This is a genomic window from Psychrobacter muriicola 2pS, from assembly GCF_904846535.1.
In the GTDB taxonomy this organism is placed as follows: Bacteria; Pseudomonadota; Gammaproteobacteria; order Pseudomonadales; family Moraxellaceae; genus Psychrobacter; species Psychrobacter aquimaris.
The window spans coordinates 371,472-388,953 of the sequence record NZ_CAJHBC010000001.1 but is presented as its reverse complement, the minus strand read 5'-3'; the positions used below and the strand labels follow the sequence as shown (position 1 = coordinate 388,953).

Here is a 17,482-nt window from a genome sequence, read left to right as displayed (position 1 = left end):
TATTAACACCATAAGAAAAGGATAGGTTATGCGCTATGAAGTGATCGTTATCGGTGCAGGTATGGTTGGCACGTCAGTTGCGTGGCATTTACAAAAAAACAATTCAAATGTATTACTCTTAGACAAGAAACTGCCAGGGTCAGAGACCTCATATGGCAATGCAGGATTGATTCAGCGCGAAGCCATTCATACGCATCCTTTTCCGCGTCAGCTGACAGAGATGATCCGAGTATTGCCGAACCAAGGTACTGATATTCGTTATCGCATACCGGCGATTCTACGTTATCACCAAGCGCTGCTCCAGTACTGGAAATACTCTACGCCTGCTTCAGTCAAAAAAATCGAATCAGAGTGGCAGACGCTGATTGAGCATTGTACGAGTGAGCACCAAACTATGATTAGCGCTTCTGGTGCTGACGAGCTCATTACTCGTGATGGTTGGCTGCAACTACATCGCTCAGAAGAAACGTTTAAAGAAGCGCAAGTATCAGCCATTGATGCTCGTAACCAAGGTGTTGAGCATAACGTACTGAACCTTGAAGAGCTAAAAGCAATAGAGCCTCGCGCCAATTTCGAAGGTTTCGTTGGTGCTATTCATTGGTTAAATTCATGGCAAGTATCAAACCCAAGCTCGCTCGTGAAAGCCTACGCGAAAAACTTCCAAGACATGAAAGGTACGATCAAAGAAAATGATGTAAAAGAAATCGTCCAAGAAGCGGATGGCTGGAAAGTTATCACTGATAAAGATACGTATTATAGTGACAAATTGGTCATCGCAGCAGGCCCTTGGTCAAATGATTTGATCAAACCACTTGGTTATAATTTGCCATTGTTCCCAATGCGTGGCTATCATCAGCATTTCAAAGTGACGGAAAAAAATACAATCCATCATAGTATGTTTGATATGGATAAAGGTTTTGTCATGGGTCCAATGCAGCAGGGTATTCGTATCACCACGGGTGCTGAGATGACCACCATGAATGCGCCAAAGAACTTTGGTCAATTGCAAACCGTATTGAAGCTTGCTAAAAAAATCTTGCCATTGGAAGATGCAGTAGAGAGTGAAGCATGGGCAGGATCACGTCCTTGTATGCCTGACATGAAGCCAGTAATTGGTCCTGCTGATAAGCATGACAAACTATGGTTCGCATTTGGTCACAGCCATCAGGGCTTCACTTTAGGGCCAATGACAGGACGTCTTGTTGAAGAAATGATTCATGATAAGCCTGCATTGGTCGATCTTGCACCATTTAGCGCTCAGCGTTTCTCTAACTAAAAGCAATTTGAATAGTTAAGCATAGATTTAAATTAATAAATGAAAGGTATATGACATGATAAAGAAGCTACATAGCAATCAACGTATGAGTAAAACGGTAATCCATAACCAGACGATTTATTTGTGTGGTCAGGTCGGTAATGCAGAAGACGATATCAAAGCGCAAACGTTGACTTGCTTGGAAAAGATCCAAACGTTATTAGAAGAAGTGGGTAGTGATAAATCAAAGCTACTATCAGTCACAGTTTGGATCAAAGACATGGCAGATTTTGCGGCTATGAATGAAGTCTATGACAAATGGTTCGAAGGCATACAGCCACCTGCGCGTGCTTGCGGCGAATCAGCGCTTGCCCGTCCTGAGCTATTGGTTGAGATGATTGCCATCGCTGCCGAGTAATAAACGGCTCGTAGTACTTGTAGTATCGGTATTAACTAGAAATAAAAAAGGCCATGATAGCGATATCATGGCCTTTTCTATGCGTAGCAATAAGCCAACTCGATTATTGAAAAGGAATATGCTAGCTTTTTAATCCAAGCACACGCCGTATAACGTCAGCTAAGCAATATACCGATTAATATCATAGAGATTAGCATCCTTTCCATACCGCTTGGCGTTTTTCAATAAATGCATCAATACCTTCACCCACATCGTCTGCCATCATATTGCAGGTCATTACTTCACTGGCATAGTCATAAGCATCTTCGATGTTCATATTCAGTTGTTTATAAAACATATTTTTGCCAGTTCTTACTGCTACCGGAGACTTGGTAGTAATCGCCGCTAGCAAAGACTGTAGTGTTTGATTTAACTGCTCTGCTGGCGCCACTCGATTGATCAATCCATATTGTAAGGCAGTATGCGCATCGATAAATTCACCTGTGATTAACATCTCAAATGCTTGCTTGCGCGGCAAGTTACGACTGACAGCAACGGCAGGCGTGGAGCAAAAAAGCCCCACATTTATCCCAGAAGTGGCAAATTTTGCATCATCAGCGGCAACGGCCAAGTCACAAGCTGCAACCAGCTGACACCCTGCGGCTGTGGCAATGCCTTGCACTTTAGCGATGACGACTTGTGGCATAGAGTTGATGGTAAGCATCATTCGACTGCACTGCTGAAATAGGGCACGATGAAATGCTTCATCCGGGTGTGCACGCATTTGCTTTAAATTGTGACCAGCACAGAATGCCTTACCCGTCGCTTGAATAACCACGACTCTGATCGTATCGTCTTGAGCGATATTGTCCAGCTCTGCTTGCATGGCAGATAGTACTTCAACGGACAGGGCATTGAATTGTTTGGGTTGGTTTAAGGTGAGAGTGACTACGCCACTTTCTTCATTGTCTTCTCTGATAACCAAAAGGTCATCTGTATCTAGAGTAACGTCAGATTGAGTCATTTATCATCCTTGATAATGGGTTGGTTTAAGAATTTTATATATAGCCAACTAAATAGTAGCATGGCTCATATCCTATACAATAGATGACTGACATAGAAAGCTCACAAACAAAAATAGCGCACTCAGATTATGAGTAAGCTATTAGTTTGTCGGTCAGATATAAGCTAAATCTATACTAAGTTAAATTTATACTAAGCTGTATCTATACTGAACTTAGTATGCGCCTTCGCTATAGATTAGCTCGTAGCTATGGCTGTATATCTCGACGATATTACCGAACGGGTCTTCCATATAGATCATGCGATAAGGTTTTTCGCCAGGGTAGTAGTAGCGCGGTTTTTCCATACGCTTTTTGCCCCCTGCTGCAACCATACGCTCAGCCAGTTCTTCAACATTTGGATCTTGAACACAAAAGTGAAAGATGCCAGTTTTCCAGTATTCAAAATTGTTTTCAGGGTCTTCTTGATTTTTGAACTCAAAAATTTCAACACCGATACGGTCACCAGTAGACAAGTGAGCGATGCGGAAGCTGCCCCAACCAGCACCGAATACTTCAGTACACATCTCGCCAATCGGGCTTTCATCTTCAACAATCTTAGTTGGTTCCATTATGGTGTACCAACCCATCACTTCAGTATAAAATTTTACAGCAGCATCTAAGTCAGTGACTGACAGACCGATGTGCGAAAAGCTTCTTGGATAAACGTTGTTCATAGTTTGTGCTCCTGTTTGCTGTACTCTTGTTTAACGTGAGGCCAGTATACAAACGCACTGTCATTATATAAAATTATCAAATATTATATAAATAAGTATGAAATGTAATGATTAATATCACATGGCTACGAACTTTTTGTACGCTTGCTGAGATTGGGCACTTTACTCGTACGGCTGAACGTCTATATATGACGCAGTCTGGGGTAAGCCAGCACGTACGTAAGTTAGAGGAGCAGTTAGATATAGATTTGTTAATTCGACAAGGAAAGCAGTTCTCATTGACTAATGCAGGTGAGCAGCTCTATAAAGAAGCAGGCGAGATATTGCAGCGATTATCAAATTTGGAGCAGCGTATCGGTGAGGATCCACCTTACGAAGGATTGGTACGGTTGATGTCACCGGGTAGTGTAGGACTTAAACTGTATCCGCAGCTTTTAACCTTACAGCAGCGGCATCCGAAGCTAGTGATTGATTATCGCTTTGCCCCAAATTCTGATATCGAGCGAGCGCTTGCCAAACATGAGATTGATATTGGTTTTATGACGAATATTTCAGATGATGAAACGGTTAGCTGCAAGCCCATGGCGCAAGAAGCATTGATACTAGTGACACCTGCGGCTACAGTAGAGCCCAGCTGGGAGCAGCTTATCGAGCTTGGATTTATCAATCATCCAGATGGCGCTCATCATGCAGGCATGCTACTGACTGCCAATTACGAGCAATTCCAGCATATCAATGACTTTGAGAAAAAAGGCTTTTCTAATCAGATAGGGTTAATCTTAGAGCCAGTTAGTAGGGGAATTGGCTTTACCGTTCTACCAGCACATGCAGTGGCTGCTTATCCAAAGTCTGAGCTTATAAAAAGCCATCATTTGCCTATTGCCATTAGCGAGACGCTATATCTTGCAGTCAGACGACAGCATCCACTCTCAAGTAGAATGCAAACGGTCATTGATGAAGTCAAAAAATGGCTATAGAGGTGTTCAGAGAAAATATTACATGCGCAGCTATCAAAAGCATTCAATAGCTGCGCATGTAACAGAAAATGCTTATTGATAGGTTAAGACTATCTTAAAGTTTGCCCAAGTTTGATACTTGCAGCGATATTAGCAGCAGTAGTCTCGATATTGTCATAAGCCTGACTCAGTACATTATCGAGGGTATCTATCTTTTGAATGCTTGGCATGATGACATCGAATTGGCTGGTTTGCGCGGATTTTAGACCGTCTACACTGCCGCAGATAGCGATGACAGGCGTATGAGTGGCTTTAGCAATTTGACTGATACCGCCAGCCACTTTACCCATGGCAGTCTGTACATCTAGCTTACCTTCGCCAGTGATGACCAGATCAGCCTCTGCGATATGCTGTGACAGATGAGCCACTTCAGCGACGGTGTTAAATCCTGATTTTAACTGAGCTTGAAAGAACGTCATCATCGCGTAGCCAAGACCGCCAGCAGCCCCAGCACCCTCGATATGTTGGCAATCCTCATAGCCTTGCTGATCACATATGGTGGCAAAGTGATTTAGTGCCTTATCTAACTCATTGACTTGCTCTGGATAGGCGCCTTTTTGTGGACCAAATACCGCGCTCGCACCCAAAAGACCACATAACGGATTGGTCACATCACAGGCGACCTCAAATATCGTATCGAGCACCTTTGTATGAAGGTTGCTATCGTCAATTCGATGTAGATTGGCAAGTGCGCCGCCGCCATGAGTGAGTAGGCTGTCATTGACATCATGAAATGTCAAGCCTAGCGCCATTAGCATGCCCAGACCTGCGTCATTGGTTCCGCTACCACCGAGACCAATAATGATACGTTTAGCACCTTCTTTTAAAGCATCAGCAATCAGTTCACCGACACCATAACTGCTGGTGGTGACAGGATTACGCTCTGCTGCTTTTAATAAGTGCAATCCGCACGCTTGGGCAATTTCGATGACGGCAGTAGCATCTGGCAATAGCAAGTATTTTGCTGTGATCGGTCTCATCAAGGGATCGTGTACTTTAACGTCTTTCCAGCGCCCGCCCAACACATAAGACAATACCGCTGAGGTGCCTTCACCGCCATCTGCCATTGGCAATAGCTTATAGTCGGCATCTGGAAACACTTGGCTAAAACCAGATTGAATGGCGCGGCACACATCCAGTGCCTCTAAGCTTTCTTTAAATGAGTCGGGGGCAATTAAAATTTTCATGAAGTTCTCTTTGAATCTCTTTAAATAAATACCAAGGTTAATAGCCAGATAAAGACGATGCTGGTCACGCCTTGAATACCCGTTGCCATAGAATGGGCTTTGTAAGCCTGCGCCACACTCATACGACTAAATTGACTGACAATCCAAAAAAAGCTGTCATTAGCATGCGAGATAGTCATTGCGCCTGCACCAATGGCCATCACACAAAATACCCGACCAAGCTCACTGTCGAGACCAATTTGATCCAGTAACGGTGCGACCATCGCAGAGGTGGTGACCAAAGCGACTGTGGTTGAACCTTGTGCCGTTTTTAAGGCAGCAGAAACAATGAATGGCATAAAAATACCAAGCCCTAACGCAGATAACGTTGTGCCTAAATAATCGCCAATCGGTGTGACCTTTAGCATAGCGCCAAATGCGCCGCCAGCACCAGTAATCAATAGAATAGGGGCAGCCACGACCAAACCTTGTGAGATGCTGTCGCTAATTTGCTGCGTTTTTTGCTCAGTGTTAATTAGTAAGAAAGACAAGAATAAACCAATAAGCAGTGCCGTGAGCGGATTGCCGATAAACACTAATATATCTGTCAACGTGCCATTGCCAAATGGTGCGCTTGGGAAGTTGGCAACAGAAGATAGGCAAATCAATACGATAGGAACAATAATAGGCAGAAACGCCATTGTTGCTGACGGCATGCTGCTATAGTCGTCACGTGTTTTCATGTTTTCAGGTAAAGTCGCTGCTGGCGCATCCAGTGCATCTATATTGTCTGGGGTGACATTCAAGAAGCGATTAGACCACCACCAGCCCGCCAGTACTGCAACGGCTGTCACCACCACGCCGACCATGATAACCAAGCCTAAATTGGACTCTAACCCCAAGTTTCCTGCTGCTGCAATAGGGCCTGGTGTCGGTGGCACAAAAGTATGGGTAGCATATAGACCCGTTGCTAAGGCAATACTCATCGCCACACTGGATACGTGTAAACGCTCGGCCAACGATTCTTTTAGAGAGTTTAGAATGATGTAGCCAGAGTCACAGAATACTGGCACTGAAACGACAGCACCCACGATGGACATGGTCAAAGTAGGGAAGCGTGGCCCCAAAACTTTGATGACCGTTTCTGCCATTACAATGGCGGCACCTGTTTTTTCAAGGATTAAGCCAATAATGGTACCAAAGACAATAACCAAGCCGATGTAACCTAAGATACCTCCAAAGCCATCAGAGATTGTTTTAGCAACGGTATTAAGCGGCACTTGGTAAAACAGCGCTACTAAAAAAGCTGATAATATCAACACTAAAAAAGGATGCCACTTTAACTTTGCTGTGGCAAAAATAATAAAAAGAATGGTCAGCACAAGCCAAAATACGATCATTACTGTCTCTACATGTAGGGTTGATAGCGATAATTATGGATGCTACTACTTAGCTAATATTTCATTAACAACAGCATCAATAGCAATATGAATTTTTAAAGGGGCATATTCTATAGCAAATAAGTGCTACTAGGAAATCTATTCGGTTCAGATATGACTTTGTTCATGGCAAAAAATCCATACTCTGCTAATATGTGGTTCTTGTTTCACATGTACCAATATCAGGATGCCTCCCTTGACCATATTTACTGCACCTACTATCGCCAATATAGAAAATGATGAATTACGTCAGCAGCTACAGCAGATTATAGACCTAAAAACCAAGCCGCTGGGTGCGCTTGGGCGGATAGAGACGCTCGCTGTGCAGTTAGGCATGATTCAGGGAACGACCACACCGCACATTGAGCAACCGCAAATCCGAGTGTTTGCCGCCGATCATGGTTTAACTAAGCATGGTACGTCAGCGTTTCCTAGTGCTGTCACTGCGCAAATGGTTTATAACTTTTTGCAAGGTGGCGCTGCCATTAATGTACTGGCACGCCAGCATAATATTGAGTTAAAAGTCGTTGACGCTGGGGTGGATGCCGACTTTGCTCCTCATCCAAAATTGCTAGATTATAAAGTTCGCCATGGTAGCCGAGACGCGTTGATAGAGCCTGCGATGACAGCAGCAGAATGTTTAGCAGCGCTAGAAAACGGAATGAAAGTCGTCAAGAATTTAGCGGGTAATTTGCTCATTGTTGGAGAAATGGGTATTGGCAATACTTCGGCGGCAAGTCTATTGCTGGCGAGATTGGTTGATGCGCCGCTTGCTGATTGTATCGGGCGTGGTACCGGGCTTGACGATGCAGGGTTACAGCATAAAATGACTATTTTAACGCAAGTATTAGAGCGTCATCAAACGGTACAAGCACCGTTTGATGTGCTCGCTGCATTGGGCGGGCTTGAGATTGCCATGATGGCAGGTGCGCTGATTCAGGCTGCTAGTGAACGGCGTATTCTCTTGATTGACGGTTTTATTGCCAGTAGCGCATTGTTGGTGGCTGAATGCCTAGCGCCCGGAGTTGCTCAATATGCTGTCTTTGCTCATCACTCTGTTGAGCCGGGGCACACTCATTTATTGAAATCACTGAATGCTGAGCCTTTACTCAATATGGGCATGCGCTTAGGCGAGGGTAGTGGGGCGGCGCTAGCGTATCCGTTGTTGCAATCCGCTTGCGCCATTATCAATGAGATGGCAAGCTTTAGTGACGCAGGTATCAGCGAGCAAAACAACTGATGTCGCAATCATTAAAAAAGCCATCAAATCAACTAGAGCCATCACAACCGTCTTCGCCTAGACGAACCCTTGCTCAATTGATAAAGCATGAATGGATATTGTTACTGGTGGCCGTTCAATTTTTAACGAGATTACCAGTACCACTATTTAAACATTATGATCCGCAATGGTTACACCAGAGCAGCCGCCATTTTCCCGCAGTCGGTTTACTGGTTGGCTTACTTTGTGCTGGCGTGTTTTGGCTTGGCAGTATCTTATTTACGCCCCTAGTTGCTGCGGTGTTGAGCACAGCTTTTGGAATTAAACTCACTGGCGCTTTTCATGAAGATGGTCTTGCGGATAGCTGTGACGGTCTAGGCGGTGGTCTGACTCGCGAGCGCACACTGACTATTATGAAAGACTCACGCTTGGGTACTTATGGTGTATTGGGTTTGGTATCGGCGTTATTACTCAAAATTAGCTTACTTGCCTCTATGCCCTTATCGATAGCTGTTGTCGCACTTATCATAGGGCATACCGTTTCACGATTACTTTGTATTAGCCTACTTGCTTTACTGCCTTATGGTGGAGAGATAGAACACGCAAAAGCCAAACCGATGGCGCAGCAGCTGACGCCATTGCAAGGGTTATTAAGCAGTGGCTGGTTATTGTTAGCTGGTTTATTAGTGGTGCTAGTGTTTCCTAATACTGTGCAGCAGATTGGAATTGGTCGATGGTTATTAGCCATCATACTGGCGCTGATAGCCACTGATTACATGCGACGTTTATTACGTAGGCGCTTGGATGGTTACACGGGCGATGGGCTCGGCGCGACGCAGCAGCTTAGCGAAATCGCTGTTTACATAGGGTTGGCTGCTTCTATACCGCTTATGTAGGCTTTGAACATTAAAAAAGGACACTATCAGCTATGATTCTTTATGTTTGGCGGCATCCTAGGCCTATTGCAGCCGAAGGAGTTTGTATCGGACAAATGGATATCAGCGTAGATAAACGTAAGTTGAAATGCCTTGCCAATAAAATCGAGCGCTTTGTGCGTTTGTATCAATTACCAAGAATAATTTGGATCAGTCCCTTACAGCGTTCACTAAAGGTTGGGCAAATATTAGCGCAACGTGGCTTTGAGTGTCGAGTCGCGCCTGAATTGGCTGAGATTAATTTTGGCGAATGGGATGGACGGCCGTGGACGCAAATCACTAAGCAAGAGATTGATGAGTGGTGTCATAACTTTGCACATTTTGCACCCAATCATGGCGAGAGCTTGCAGCAGCTATTTGAACGTGTTGGAGGTTGGTTGGTTAAGGTTTCAGCTGAACAAAAAGATAGCCCAGTATTAGTCATCGGTCATGCAGGCTGGATAAATGCTGCCAAGATGATAGCTACTGACCAAGAGGTGCCAAAAACAGCCGCTGAGTGGCCTCGTTCTGTAGCATATCTGTCCTGTAATCGTATTGATGTTTCACTAAAAAAACGGCCATTATGTTGACCGTTGTTCAATCTTAAATACTTTAGGAGACTGCTAACTTTCAGCTTGTAGCTCATCGATTTTTTCAAAATAGGCTTTCTCGTTTTCTGCTAATCCCAAGTTCGAATCAAAGCTCACATAAATGCCTTTATCGTCCAGTGTTGCATACCAATGGTCTGCATCATTATCAGTTAGGATTTGAAAATATTTGTTGTTAACGATTCTACCCACCTTATAAATTTCACCTTTGCTGTAAAAGTGATTGCCTTGGATACATCGTAATTTGTCGTCAGTATTTATCATGTCATCGCAGCCTATCGTTATCTAAAAAAATCTATCAATCAGATACTAGAAGGATAACAACTCAGTTAGAAATAATAAAGATGATTATATGAGTAGTATTTTATTGTTAAGTATAGGCTTTCTAAGCTATTTATTACAGATAGTTGCTGGAATATATCACTGTAAAAGATAGGTGATAAAATCATAAGTTAAGCGCGATAGCAAAATGCAAAAAAGCCAGCAACATGACGTTACTGGCTTTTTTAGACTAGAGCTAAACATTCAAAAAATTACTCTTCTGAATAATCTTCGTTCTCGTCTTCAACTTCTGTTGCTGACTCTTCGTTGTCGCCATCTTCAGAAAGAATGGTAACTAAAATAGTAGCAGTAACGTCATGGTGTAGCTGAATATCAACATTGTATTCGCCAACTTGACGTAAAGTACCTTCAGGAAGCTTGATTTCAGCACGGTCTACTTCTAGACCTGAGTTAGTCAATGCTTCAGCAATATCACGAGTACCGATAGAGCCGAATAGCTTGCCTTCGTCGCCTGATTTAGCACGCATGATGACATTAACGTCAGTTAGCGCATCAGCACGTTCTTGAGCAACAGCCACTTCTTTGGCTTCTTCAGCTTCAAGCTCGGCACGACGTGCTTCGAACTTTTCAATGTTAGCTGCAGTAGCAGGTAGTGCTTTACCCAAAGGGATAAGAAAGTTACGTCCGTAACCTGGTTTCACATCGACAGTTTCACCGAGTTTACCAAGGTTGACGATACGCTGTAACAAAATAATTTGCATGAGTCATTCCTAGTTAAAGTTAACGGTTAACCCTGATGGTTATCAGTGTATGGAAGTAGCGATAAATAACGAGCTTGCTTGATAGCAGTCGCTAGTTGACGCTGATATTTAGTAGACGTACCGGTAATGCGGCTTGGTACGATTTTACCATTATCACTGATATACTGTTTTAGCAATTCAACATCTTTATAGTCGATGTGAGTGATGCCTTCAGCAGTGAAACGGCAGAATTTGCGACGGCGATAGAAACGTGCCATGAGTATTCTCCTTTAATTAGTCTTCACTGTTGTCGTTGTCGTCATTATCGTTTTCACGACTGTCTGGACGACGAGTAGTTGCTTTGCGTGCGCGTTTTTCATCGGCATTCTTGGCTAACTGCGACTCTTCAGTGACAGCGTCGTCACGGCGCATAACTAGACTACGAATGATCGCGTCGTTATAACGGAATAATTCTTCAAGTTCAGCTAAAGTTTCACCGTCAGTTTCAATGTTGAAAAGAACGTAATGAGCTTTGTGAATCTTGTTAATTGGGTAAGCCAGTTGACGACGGCCCCAATCTTCTAGACGATGGATAGTGCCGTTGTTGTCTTGAACCAACTTGATATAGCGTTCAACCATGCCGACCACTTGGTCGCTTTGGTCTGGGTGTACAAGTAACACCAGTTCGTAATGTCGCATTATGACTCCTTACGGATTAGTAGCTATTAACCCTATGTTAATAGCAAGGAGATTTATAAGGTAAGCCCAATTTCTAGCTATTATTGTGAACAATAAAATCAGAAATAAGCTTAGTTTATAAAGCGCCGTATTATAACAGTACTTAGCAAGTAACACAAAGGTTAATCACTGAGCAGCCGTTAATAAATTATTAAAGTAATTAGGAATGTTCGGTCAATAAAAAAGCAACGCTAATACGCTGCTTTTTTATCAAAATAGTAAGATCGATTATCAATAAACGAGCTATTTTATTTTTGGTTCTTTCACTAACTGACTGCTGTCTGCTTTTACCACTAAGGTTTTGGCCAATTTGTCATGCCAACCGATATTTTCAGGGCTTTTCGAGGCCATGTAATAATGAATCGCAATAATCACGAACCCTAAAAAGCTGGTAAACGAGAACAATAAGTTGTAAATAATAAACAATAACAAAGTACGCACACCGATAAGCTTGGTAAAAGAGGGCAACCGATGGGTGGTTTGATCCACCACGCGAATACCCGTAATCAGCTTACCGAGTGACTGACCACGTAATGTGATAAATACCAATTGCAGCGCAAATAAGCCAAATACCATAACTTGCGACATCATCAATGTACTACTAGGAAGACTCTCCATCAGTGTCATTGAATACTGATAAGCCGCATCCATATCTTGGATATTTTGGAATCTGGTATAATCCACATCCATTTTAGTCAATGCCATCACTAGCGGAAAAATAGCCAGTAGATAGAGTAATCCATTGATGGCTGTTGCTAATACTCGCGACATGATAGGTGCAAGTGTCACATTGCCGACGACTTTGTCTTTGCTAGACGCAGCCTTATTGCTATTAGACTTATTTAGTGACACATTATTGTGCGGTATCTGCTGACGATTGGTGGTCATGTCAGCTTTCACATTTTTATCCGTGTCTTTCGGACGTTCAGGCTTGCCATACAATCTATCTAATGAAACTGATTTTCTATCCGAGCTATTGCTAGCGTTATCTTCAGGAAAAACAGTTACGTTATTGATAATAGAGTCATTAACCTCATGACTGCCAACGTTGGTAGGTCGATAAACCGTTTGATTATTGGTCAAGTTACCGACACGCTGCCATTGGTCTAAGCCTTCATGCCACATCAAATCATCTAGCAGTACTTCACCAGATGCCAACATGATATTTAGCTGCTCCAAATTGTAGGGACCAGCTTGTACGTTATTTCGAGCAAGGAAAATCTGCATAATTGCCTGCATAGTTAGTCATATCTTAAGTCACTATATATGATACATAATATTAGGGTCTATTTAACATTTTTCAAATAGACCCTAATAATTGTTTCTTTAATGACTGTGTGAATTACTGCTGTGACTGAACGTTACGGCTTATTTTGTTTCTTCACCAGCTAAGAAGAACCAAGTATCTAGTACTGAGTCAGGGTTCAATGACACTGAGCTGATACCTTGCTCCATGAGCCAGAACGCGAGATCTGGATGGTCTGATGGACCCTGACCACAGATGCCGACATATTTATTTGCTTTACGGCAAGCATCAATCGCCATAGTCAATAGCTTCTTAACCGCAGGATCACGCTCATCAAATAGATGCGAGACGATACCTGAGTCACGGTCAAGACCAAGTGTCAACTGAGTCAAGTCATTAGAGCCGATTGAGAAACCATCGAAGTGCTCTAGGAACTCTTCTGCCAATAGGGCATTGGTCGGCAATTCACACATCATGATGACGCGTAGACCATTTTCACCGCGTTTTAGACCATTTTTCTCAAGTAATTCGATGACTTCTTTGGCTTCGCCAACGGTACGTACGAATGGAATCATAATCTCGACGTTGGTCAAGCCCATCTCGTCACGGACACGTTTCAGTGCTTTACACTCAAGCTCGAAACAGTCACGGAAGTTGTCAGACACATAACGGCTAGCACCGCGGAAACCAAGCATTGGGTTTTCTTCTGATGGCTCGTATAACTTACCACCAAGCAAGTTAGCATATTCGTTCGATTTGAAATCTGACATACGAACGATAACTGGCTGATCCATAAAGGCAACGGCTAGGGTTGAGATACCTTCAACCAATTTGTCAACGTAGAAATCAACCGGTGAGGCATAACCAGCGATACGCTCATTAATGGCTTGGGCAATCTCGCGTGGCAAGCTGTTCATGTTCAGTAGTGCTTTTGGATGCACACCAATCATACGGTTGATGATGAATTCTAGACGTGCAAGACCAATGCCTTCGTTTGGCATTTGGGTGAATGAGAAGGCGCGATCTGGGTTACCAACGTTCATCATGACTTTGAACGCAAGTTCTGGCATAGACTCAACAGAGTTGGTCTGTACTTCAAAGTCAATCTGACTTTCATAAATGAAGCCCGTATCACCTTCAGCACAAGAAGCAGTCACGTCTTGACCGTCAACCAATAGCTCAGTGGCATTACCACAACCAACGATAGCTGGTACACCTAGCTCACGAGCGATAATCGCAGCGTGGCACGTACGGCCACCACGGTTAGTGATGATGGCAGAAGCACGTTTCATCACTGGTTCCCAATCCGGATCAGTCATGTCTGATACGAGTACATCGCCTTCTTGTACTTTGTCCATCTCGTTTAGGTTACTAACGATACGTACTTTACCTGAACCGATGCGCTGACCAATTGAGCGACCTTCGCACAATACTTTTGCGCCAGTTGTGTCGATGATATAACGTTCCATGACATTGCTGTCTTGACGGCTCTTAACGGTCTCAGGACGTGCTTGAACGATAAAGATCTCGTTAGTATCGCCGTCTTTTGCCCATTCGATATCCATCGCTTGACCATAATGCTTTTCGATCGTGACGGCTTGCTTGGCAAGAGAGGTCAGCTCTTCAGTAGATAATGAGAACTGCATACGATCTTGTTTTTCAACATCCACGGTTTTCACTGATTTAGTGGTGCTACCTTCATCACCGTAAATCATTTTCTTATGCTTGCTACCTAGGTTACGGCGAATCACCGCAGGCTTACCATTGGCTAGCAATTGCTTAGAAATGTAGAATTCGTCTGGGTTAACCGCACCCTGTACAACCATTTCACCTAGGCCGTAGCTTGAGGTGATAAATACCACTTGATCAAAGCCACTTTCTGTATCTAGCGTAAACATAACGCCAGCTGCGCCAGTTTCTGAGCGAACCATACGCTGTACCGCAGCAGACAATGCAACGCCTTCATGCTCAAAACCTTTGTGTACGCGGTAAGAGATAGCACGGTCGTTGTATAGTGAGGCAAATACTTCTTTAATCGCAATTAGGACGTTATCAATGCCGCGAATGTTCAAGAATGTCTCTTGCTGACCAGCAAATGACGCATCTGGCAAATCTTCGGCAGTCGCAGAAGAACGTACAGCAACCGCGATGTCTTCACCGCCGCTCATCGTTTCAAACGATTGACGCACTTCTTGCTCAAGGTCACTTGGCAGCTCTTGCTCAATAATCCAAGTACGGATTTTTTTGCCAGTTGCAGCAAGCTTGTTGACATCATTCACGTCTAACGTTTTTAGTTCGCTATTAATTTTGTCAAGCAAGCCAGTTTCTGTCAAAAAACGGTTGAATGCATTTGAAGTGGTGGCAAAGCCGCCTGGAACACTGACACCTAAATCAGAAAGATGACTGATCATCTCACCAAGCGAGGCATTCTTGCCACCAACCATCTCAATGTCGTCTTTTCCTAGCTGATCCAGATTGATTACAAGTGCTGTAGATTGCGCTGCCATGATAACTCCAGAAAATAAGGTTATTTAGTAAAGATTATAACGGTCAATTATACCGCTATATTTGGAGAATTTCGAGGGGTTGAATCAATATTTTTGTCAAAAAGATACAAATTGTGGGGTTTGCTACATAATTAATAGAAAGTGCTTCATTTTTACATTATTGAGATGATGGAAAAATGTGAGTAAAGACCACTCTGATTATCAAGATATCTCTATAAATCGGTTGATAAATAGAGGGTTTAAAATGAATAATAGAAGAACTCTAGAATATTCTTATGATAGCTGCCTTTATATATAGCAGGTAATGCTGCGCTAGGGCGTTTCCTCAATTCAATCAATTAACCTCTAAATGGGCTAAAAATAGCTAAATTTTGCCAAACATCGTCAAATAGCTTATCAATATCTCGATATTATTTGCGCTACTTTCCTTGTTTGACGCCCATTTATCTCATTTTTATCACCGTTTTTTAAATGAGGACACGCCCTAGTATGAGTAACCAGTCAGCACATTAATGATTATTAATGGTTATTATAAGATTAAAGACACTGTGGCTTTCTAAGTGTACGCCTGTAACATTGATTTCTATTAGGTCGCTATTATGCGTATAATGTAGAGCATAAATAGTAGCGGTTTATCCTTATATAAATGTGCAACATTAGCGCTGATATAAAACGAGAATTTCGTCTACAGTCGTTTAAAAATAAAAGCCAAATGAAGATTACCATTGTGTTGTCAATCGAGGTGTCAAAGTTATGTACTCAAGCAATTCAGCTGAACAAGTGAATCCTACCATTCAAAACCGCAATGCACTAAACTTAGACAGCTCTCAAGCTATTCGAACCGCGTTTTTTATCTCAGATGGTACAGCAATTACTGCTGAGACACTTGGCCGCGCTATTTTGAGTCAGTTTGCCTCAGTACCTTTTGAAACACGAGTATTGCCTTATGTCGATAGCTTAGAGCGTGCAGACGATGCCGTTGAGCAAATCAACATGGCGTATCAACGAGATGGTTTGTTGCCGTTGGTCTTTGATACGATTGTTAACCCTGATATTCGTGAAAAGATTAATTCTGCCCAAAGCTGTAACTTGGATATGTACGAAGGTTTGATTGGACGCGTTGCCGAAGAGACTGGCGTGGAGCCTGATGGACATTCAGGTCATGCACATGATGATGTGGATTCTGAAACTTATAAAGAACGTATCGATGCGGTGCATTTCGCCTTAGATAACGACGATGGGGCACGTACTCGCCACTATAATGCAGCTGATATTATTCTGATTGGGGTATCACGTTCGGGTAAGACACCGACTTCTTTATACTTAGCATTACAATTTGGTATTCGAGCAGCAAACTATCCGTTAACTGAAGATGATTTGTACGACAATCAATTACCAAAAGCATTGCGCGAGCACAAAGACAAATTGTTTGGTCTACTGATCGATACCGATCGTTTGGTAAAAATTCGCCAAGAGCGCCGTGCGGGCAGTCGTTATTCAAGCTATCAGCAATGTCAGCAGGAGCAGCGTGCGATACAAGGGATTTATATCACGCATGGTATTCCAAGCCTTGATGTCTCTGAGATGTCCGTTGAAGAAATCGCTACGCGTATCTTGCAGATGACTGGTCTCAAACGCCGTATCGGTTAGTAAAGTGTAAGCTATCAATTAACCGATTGAATCAATTAATCGCTTAGCAATAACGATTGCTCAAAAAATAACCATCATTTAATACCATCTCATTATCACATAGAGAATATTATGCGTTCATCTTATAAGTCTAGCAAGACCCCTTTGTTATTGGCCAGCTTGCTGAGTGCGGTCAGTTTACTGAGTGCTTGTCAAACGTCACCTTTTTCACGTGAGCCAGTACCTGAGCCACGTTATATCCCAACCATTGTATTGGGTGAAGCACAAACGCTAACAATTATGCCCAATCGTGTTGCCTGTGCTTCGGCATTACCGATGCAGTGCTTATTGGCCAAATCAAGCAAAGATGGTAGCGTGTTTCAGATTCCTTATGATTGGATTGATGACTTTAAACCAAGCCTTGGCACAGAATACGTGATTAGTGCTCGTCCTCAGATTGATGAGGGACAGAAAATTGCGACTGGGCATTGGACATTGCAAAATATTGTGTCACAACGTATGGTGGGCACGCCTTAGTCCTGTGATTTTGACTCAACCAATTATTGATTCATACACAGTCTAAATATT

At 43.0% G+C, this 17,482-nt stretch carries 18 protein-coding genes; 8 read left to right on the top strand and 10 right to left on the bottom strand.

The window, feature by feature from the left end; all coding sequences use genetic code 11:
• Window positions 1–28 precede the first annotated feature (28 nt).
• Both JMX93_RS01585 and JMX93_RS01580 read left to right on the top strand, forming a co-directional pair.
• Window positions 29–1,276 (top strand): NAD(P)/FAD-dependent oxidoreductase, encoded by a 1,248-nt coding sequence (locus JMX93_RS01585; RefSeq protein WP_499203640.1) that lies wholly within the window; start codon window positions 29–31, stop codon window positions 1,274–1,276.
• Window positions 1,277–1,334: 58 nt separating this feature from the next.
• Window positions 1,335–1,673, top strand: a complete 339-nt coding sequence (locus JMX93_RS01580) for a RidA family protein (protein ID WP_071003571.1) — start codon at window positions 1,335–1,337, stop codon at window positions 1,671–1,673.
• 190 nt (window positions 1,674–1,863) lie between these two features.
• Here the strand turns inward: JMX93_RS01580 and JMX93_RS01575 are convergent, their stop codons facing one another.
• A complete protein-coding gene (locus tag JMX93_RS01575) occupies window positions 1,864–2,676 on the bottom strand; it encodes an enoyl-CoA hydratase (protein ID WP_499203639.1) in 813 nt (270 codons plus the stop codon).
• A 213-nt stretch (window positions 2,677–2,889) separates the two neighbouring features.
• The gene (locus tag JMX93_RS01570; protein WP_499203638.1) at window positions 2,890–3,390 is read right to left on the bottom strand and encodes a lactoylglutathione lyase family protein; all 501 of its coding nucleotides are present in this window, start codon (window positions 3,388–3,390) and stop codon (window positions 2,890–2,892) included.
• Between the two features lie 107 nt (window positions 3,391–3,497).
• Between JMX93_RS01570 and JMX93_RS01565 the strand changes: the two genes are divergently transcribed.
• Window positions 3,498–4,367 (top strand): LysR family transcriptional regulator, encoded by an 870-nt coding sequence (locus JMX93_RS01565; protein ID WP_499203637.1) that lies wholly within the window; start codon window positions 3,498–3,500, stop codon window positions 4,365–4,367.
• Between the two features lie 89 nt (window positions 4,368–4,456).
• Here the strand turns inward: JMX93_RS01565 and JMX93_RS01560 are convergent, their stop codons facing one another.
• Together JMX93_RS01560 and JMX93_RS01555 are read right to left on the bottom strand one after the other, a co-directional pair.
• Window positions 4,457–5,593: a glycerate kinase gene (locus JMX93_RS01560; protein WP_499203636.1), complete on the bottom strand. Its 1,137-nt coding sequence runs from the start codon at window positions 5,591–5,593 to the stop codon at window positions 4,457–4,459.
• A gap of 20 nt (window positions 5,594–5,613) precedes the next feature.
• On the bottom strand, window positions 5,614–6,972 hold the full coding sequence (locus JMX93_RS01555) for a GntP family permease (protein WP_443215251.1): 1,359 nt from the start codon (window positions 6,970–6,972) through the stop codon (window positions 5,614–5,616).
• 226 nt (window positions 6,973–7,198) lie between these two features.
• On the opposite strand from JMX93_RS01555, the gene cobT reads away from it, so the two are divergent.
• Genes cobT through JMX93_RS01540 form a run of 3 tightly spaced genes read left to right on the top strand, consistent with a single transcriptional unit; the run spans window position 7,199 to window position 9,734 of the window.
• Window positions 7,199–8,251 (top strand): nicotinate-nucleotide--dimethylbenzimidazole phosphoribosyltransferase, encoded by a 1,053-nt coding sequence (gene cobT, locus JMX93_RS01550; RefSeq protein ID WP_499203635.1) that lies wholly within the window; start codon window positions 7,199–7,201, stop codon window positions 8,249–8,251.
• Window positions 8,251–9,126, top strand: a complete 876-nt coding sequence (cobS, locus tag JMX93_RS01545; RefSeq protein ID WP_443509929.1) for an adenosylcobinamide-GDP ribazoletransferase — start codon at window positions 8,251–8,253, stop codon at window positions 9,124–9,126. The genes cobT and cobS overlap by 1 nt, the downstream gene beginning before the upstream one ends.
• Window positions 9,127–9,158: 32 nt before the next feature.
• Entirely contained in the window at window positions 9,159–9,734 is a 576-nt protein-coding gene (locus JMX93_RS01540; RefSeq protein WP_499203634.1) for a histidine phosphatase family protein, read from the top strand.
• A 33-nt stretch (window positions 9,735–9,767) separates the two neighbouring features.
• Here the strand turns inward: JMX93_RS01540 and JMX93_RS01535 are convergent, their stop codons facing one another.
• The 6 genes from JMX93_RS01535 to ppsA all read right to left on the bottom strand — a co-directional run bounded on the left by JMX93_RS01535 (window position 9,768) and on the right by ppsA (window position 15,265).
• Window positions 9,768–10,016, bottom strand: coding sequence for a hypothetical protein (locus JMX93_RS01535; RefSeq protein WP_443509926.1), 249 nt, complete (start codon window positions 10,014–10,016; stop codon window positions 9,768–9,770).
• Window positions 10,017–10,285: 269 nt separating this feature from the next.
• Window positions 10,286–10,795 carry a 50S ribosomal protein L9 gene (rplI, locus tag JMX93_RS01530; RefSeq protein ID WP_045446903.1) on the bottom strand — a complete coding sequence of 170 codons (510 nt, stop codon included), beginning with the start codon at window positions 10,793–10,795 and terminating at the stop codon, window positions 10,286–10,288.
• Window positions 10,796–10,821: 26 nt separating this feature from the next.
• Window positions 10,822–11,052, bottom strand: coding sequence for a 30S ribosomal protein S18 (rpsR, locus tag JMX93_RS01525; RefSeq protein ID WP_010198808.1), 231 nt, complete (start codon window positions 11,050–11,052; stop codon window positions 10,822–10,824).
• 16 nt (window positions 11,053–11,068) lie between these two features.
• A complete protein-coding gene (rpsF, locus tag JMX93_RS01520) occupies window positions 11,069–11,473 on the bottom strand; it encodes a 30S ribosomal protein S6 (RefSeq protein ID WP_193012851.1) in 405 nt (134 codons plus the stop codon).
• 282 nt (window positions 11,474–11,755) lie between these two features.
• Window positions 11,756–12,751 (bottom strand): RDD family protein, encoded by a 996-nt coding sequence (locus tag JMX93_RS01515; RefSeq protein ID WP_499203633.1) that lies wholly within the window; start codon window positions 12,749–12,751, stop codon window positions 11,756–11,758.
• Between the two features lie 129 nt (window positions 12,752–12,880).
• Window positions 12,881–15,265 (bottom strand): phosphoenolpyruvate synthase, encoded by a 2,385-nt coding sequence (gene ppsA / locus JMX93_RS01510; RefSeq protein ID WP_193012849.1) that lies wholly within the window; start codon window positions 15,263–15,265, stop codon window positions 12,881–12,883.
• A 753-nt stretch (window positions 15,266–16,018) separates the two neighbouring features.
• On the opposite strand from ppsA, the gene ppsR reads away from it, so the two are divergent.
• Together ppsR and JMX93_RS01500 are read left to right on the top strand one after the other, a co-directional pair.
• Window positions 16,019–16,915 (top strand): posphoenolpyruvate synthetase regulatory kinase/phosphorylase PpsR, encoded by an 897-nt coding sequence (gene ppsR / locus JMX93_RS01505; protein ID WP_499203632.1) that lies wholly within the window; start codon window positions 16,019–16,021, stop codon window positions 16,913–16,915.
• A gap of 111 nt (window positions 16,916–17,026) precedes the next feature.
• On the top strand, window positions 17,027–17,431 hold the full coding sequence (locus tag JMX93_RS01500) for a DUF4377 domain-containing protein (RefSeq protein ID WP_499203631.1): 405 nt from the start codon (window positions 17,027–17,029) through the stop codon (window positions 17,429–17,431).
• The last annotated feature ends 51 nt before the right edge of the window (window positions 17,432–17,482 follow it).

What these genes read in the sequence shown, in the direction of transcription:
- JMX93_RS01515 (WP_499203633.1), bottom strand. Translation starts at nt 12,751, where the DNA reads ATGCAGGCAATTATGCAGATTTTCCTTGCTCGAAATAACGTACAAGCT.
- JMX93_RS01535 (WP_443509926.1), bottom strand. Translation starts at nt 10,016, where the DNA reads ATGATAAATACTGACGACAAATTACGATGTATCCAAGGCAATCACTTT.
- cobS (WP_443509929.1), top strand. Translation starts at nt 8,251, where the DNA reads ATGTCGCAATCATTAAAAAAGCCATCAAATCAACTAGAGCCATCACAA.
- JMX93_RS01560 (WP_499203636.1), bottom strand. Translation starts at nt 5,593, where the DNA reads ATGAAAATTTTAATTGCCCCCGACTCATTTAAAGAAAGCTTAGAGGCA.
- ppsA (WP_193012849.1), bottom strand. Translation starts at nt 15,265, where the DNA reads ATGGCAGCGCAATCTACAGCACTTGTAATCAATCTGGATCAGCTAGGA.
- JMX93_RS01500 (WP_499203631.1), top strand. Translation starts at nt 17,027, where the DNA reads ATGCGTTCATCTTATAAGTCTAGCAAGACCCCTTTGTTATTGGCCAGC.
- JMX93_RS01585 (WP_499203640.1), top strand. Translation starts at nt 29, where the DNA reads ATGCGCTATGAAGTGATCGTTATCGGTGCAGGTATGGTTGGCACGTCA.
- JMX93_RS01555 (WP_443215251.1), bottom strand. Translation starts at nt 6,972, where the DNA reads ATGATCGTATTTTGGCTTGTGCTGACCATTCTTTTTATTATTTTTGCC.
- JMX93_RS01540 (WP_499203634.1), top strand. Translation starts at nt 9,159, where the DNA reads ATGATTCTTTATGTTTGGCGGCATCCTAGGCCTATTGCAGCCGAAGGA.
- rplI (WP_045446903.1), bottom strand. Translation starts at nt 10,795, where the DNA reads ATGCAAATTATTTTGTTACAGCGTATCGTCAACCTTGGTAAACTCGGT.
- rpsR (WP_010198808.1), bottom strand. Translation starts at nt 11,052, where the DNA reads ATGGCACGTTTCTATCGCCGTCGCAAATTCTGCCGTTTCACTGCTGAA.
- ppsR (WP_499203632.1), top strand. Translation starts at nt 16,019, where the DNA reads ATGTACTCAAGCAATTCAGCTGAACAAGTGAATCCTACCATTCAAAAC.
- rpsF (WP_193012851.1), bottom strand. Translation starts at nt 11,473, where the DNA reads ATGCGACATTACGAACTGGTGTTACTTGTACACCCAGACCAAAGCGAC.
- cobT (WP_499203635.1), top strand. Translation starts at nt 7,199, where the DNA reads ATGCCTCCCTTGACCATATTTACTGCACCTACTATCGCCAATATAGAA.
- JMX93_RS01565 (WP_499203637.1), top strand. Translation starts at nt 3,498, where the DNA reads ATGATTAATATCACATGGCTACGAACTTTTTGTACGCTTGCTGAGATT.
- JMX93_RS01575 (WP_499203639.1), bottom strand. Translation starts at nt 2,676, where the DNA reads ATGACTCAATCTGACGTTACTCTAGATACAGATGACCTTTTGGTTATC.
- JMX93_RS01570 (WP_499203638.1), bottom strand. Translation starts at nt 3,390, where the DNA reads ATGAACAACGTTTATCCAAGAAGCTTTTCGCACATCGGTCTGTCAGTC.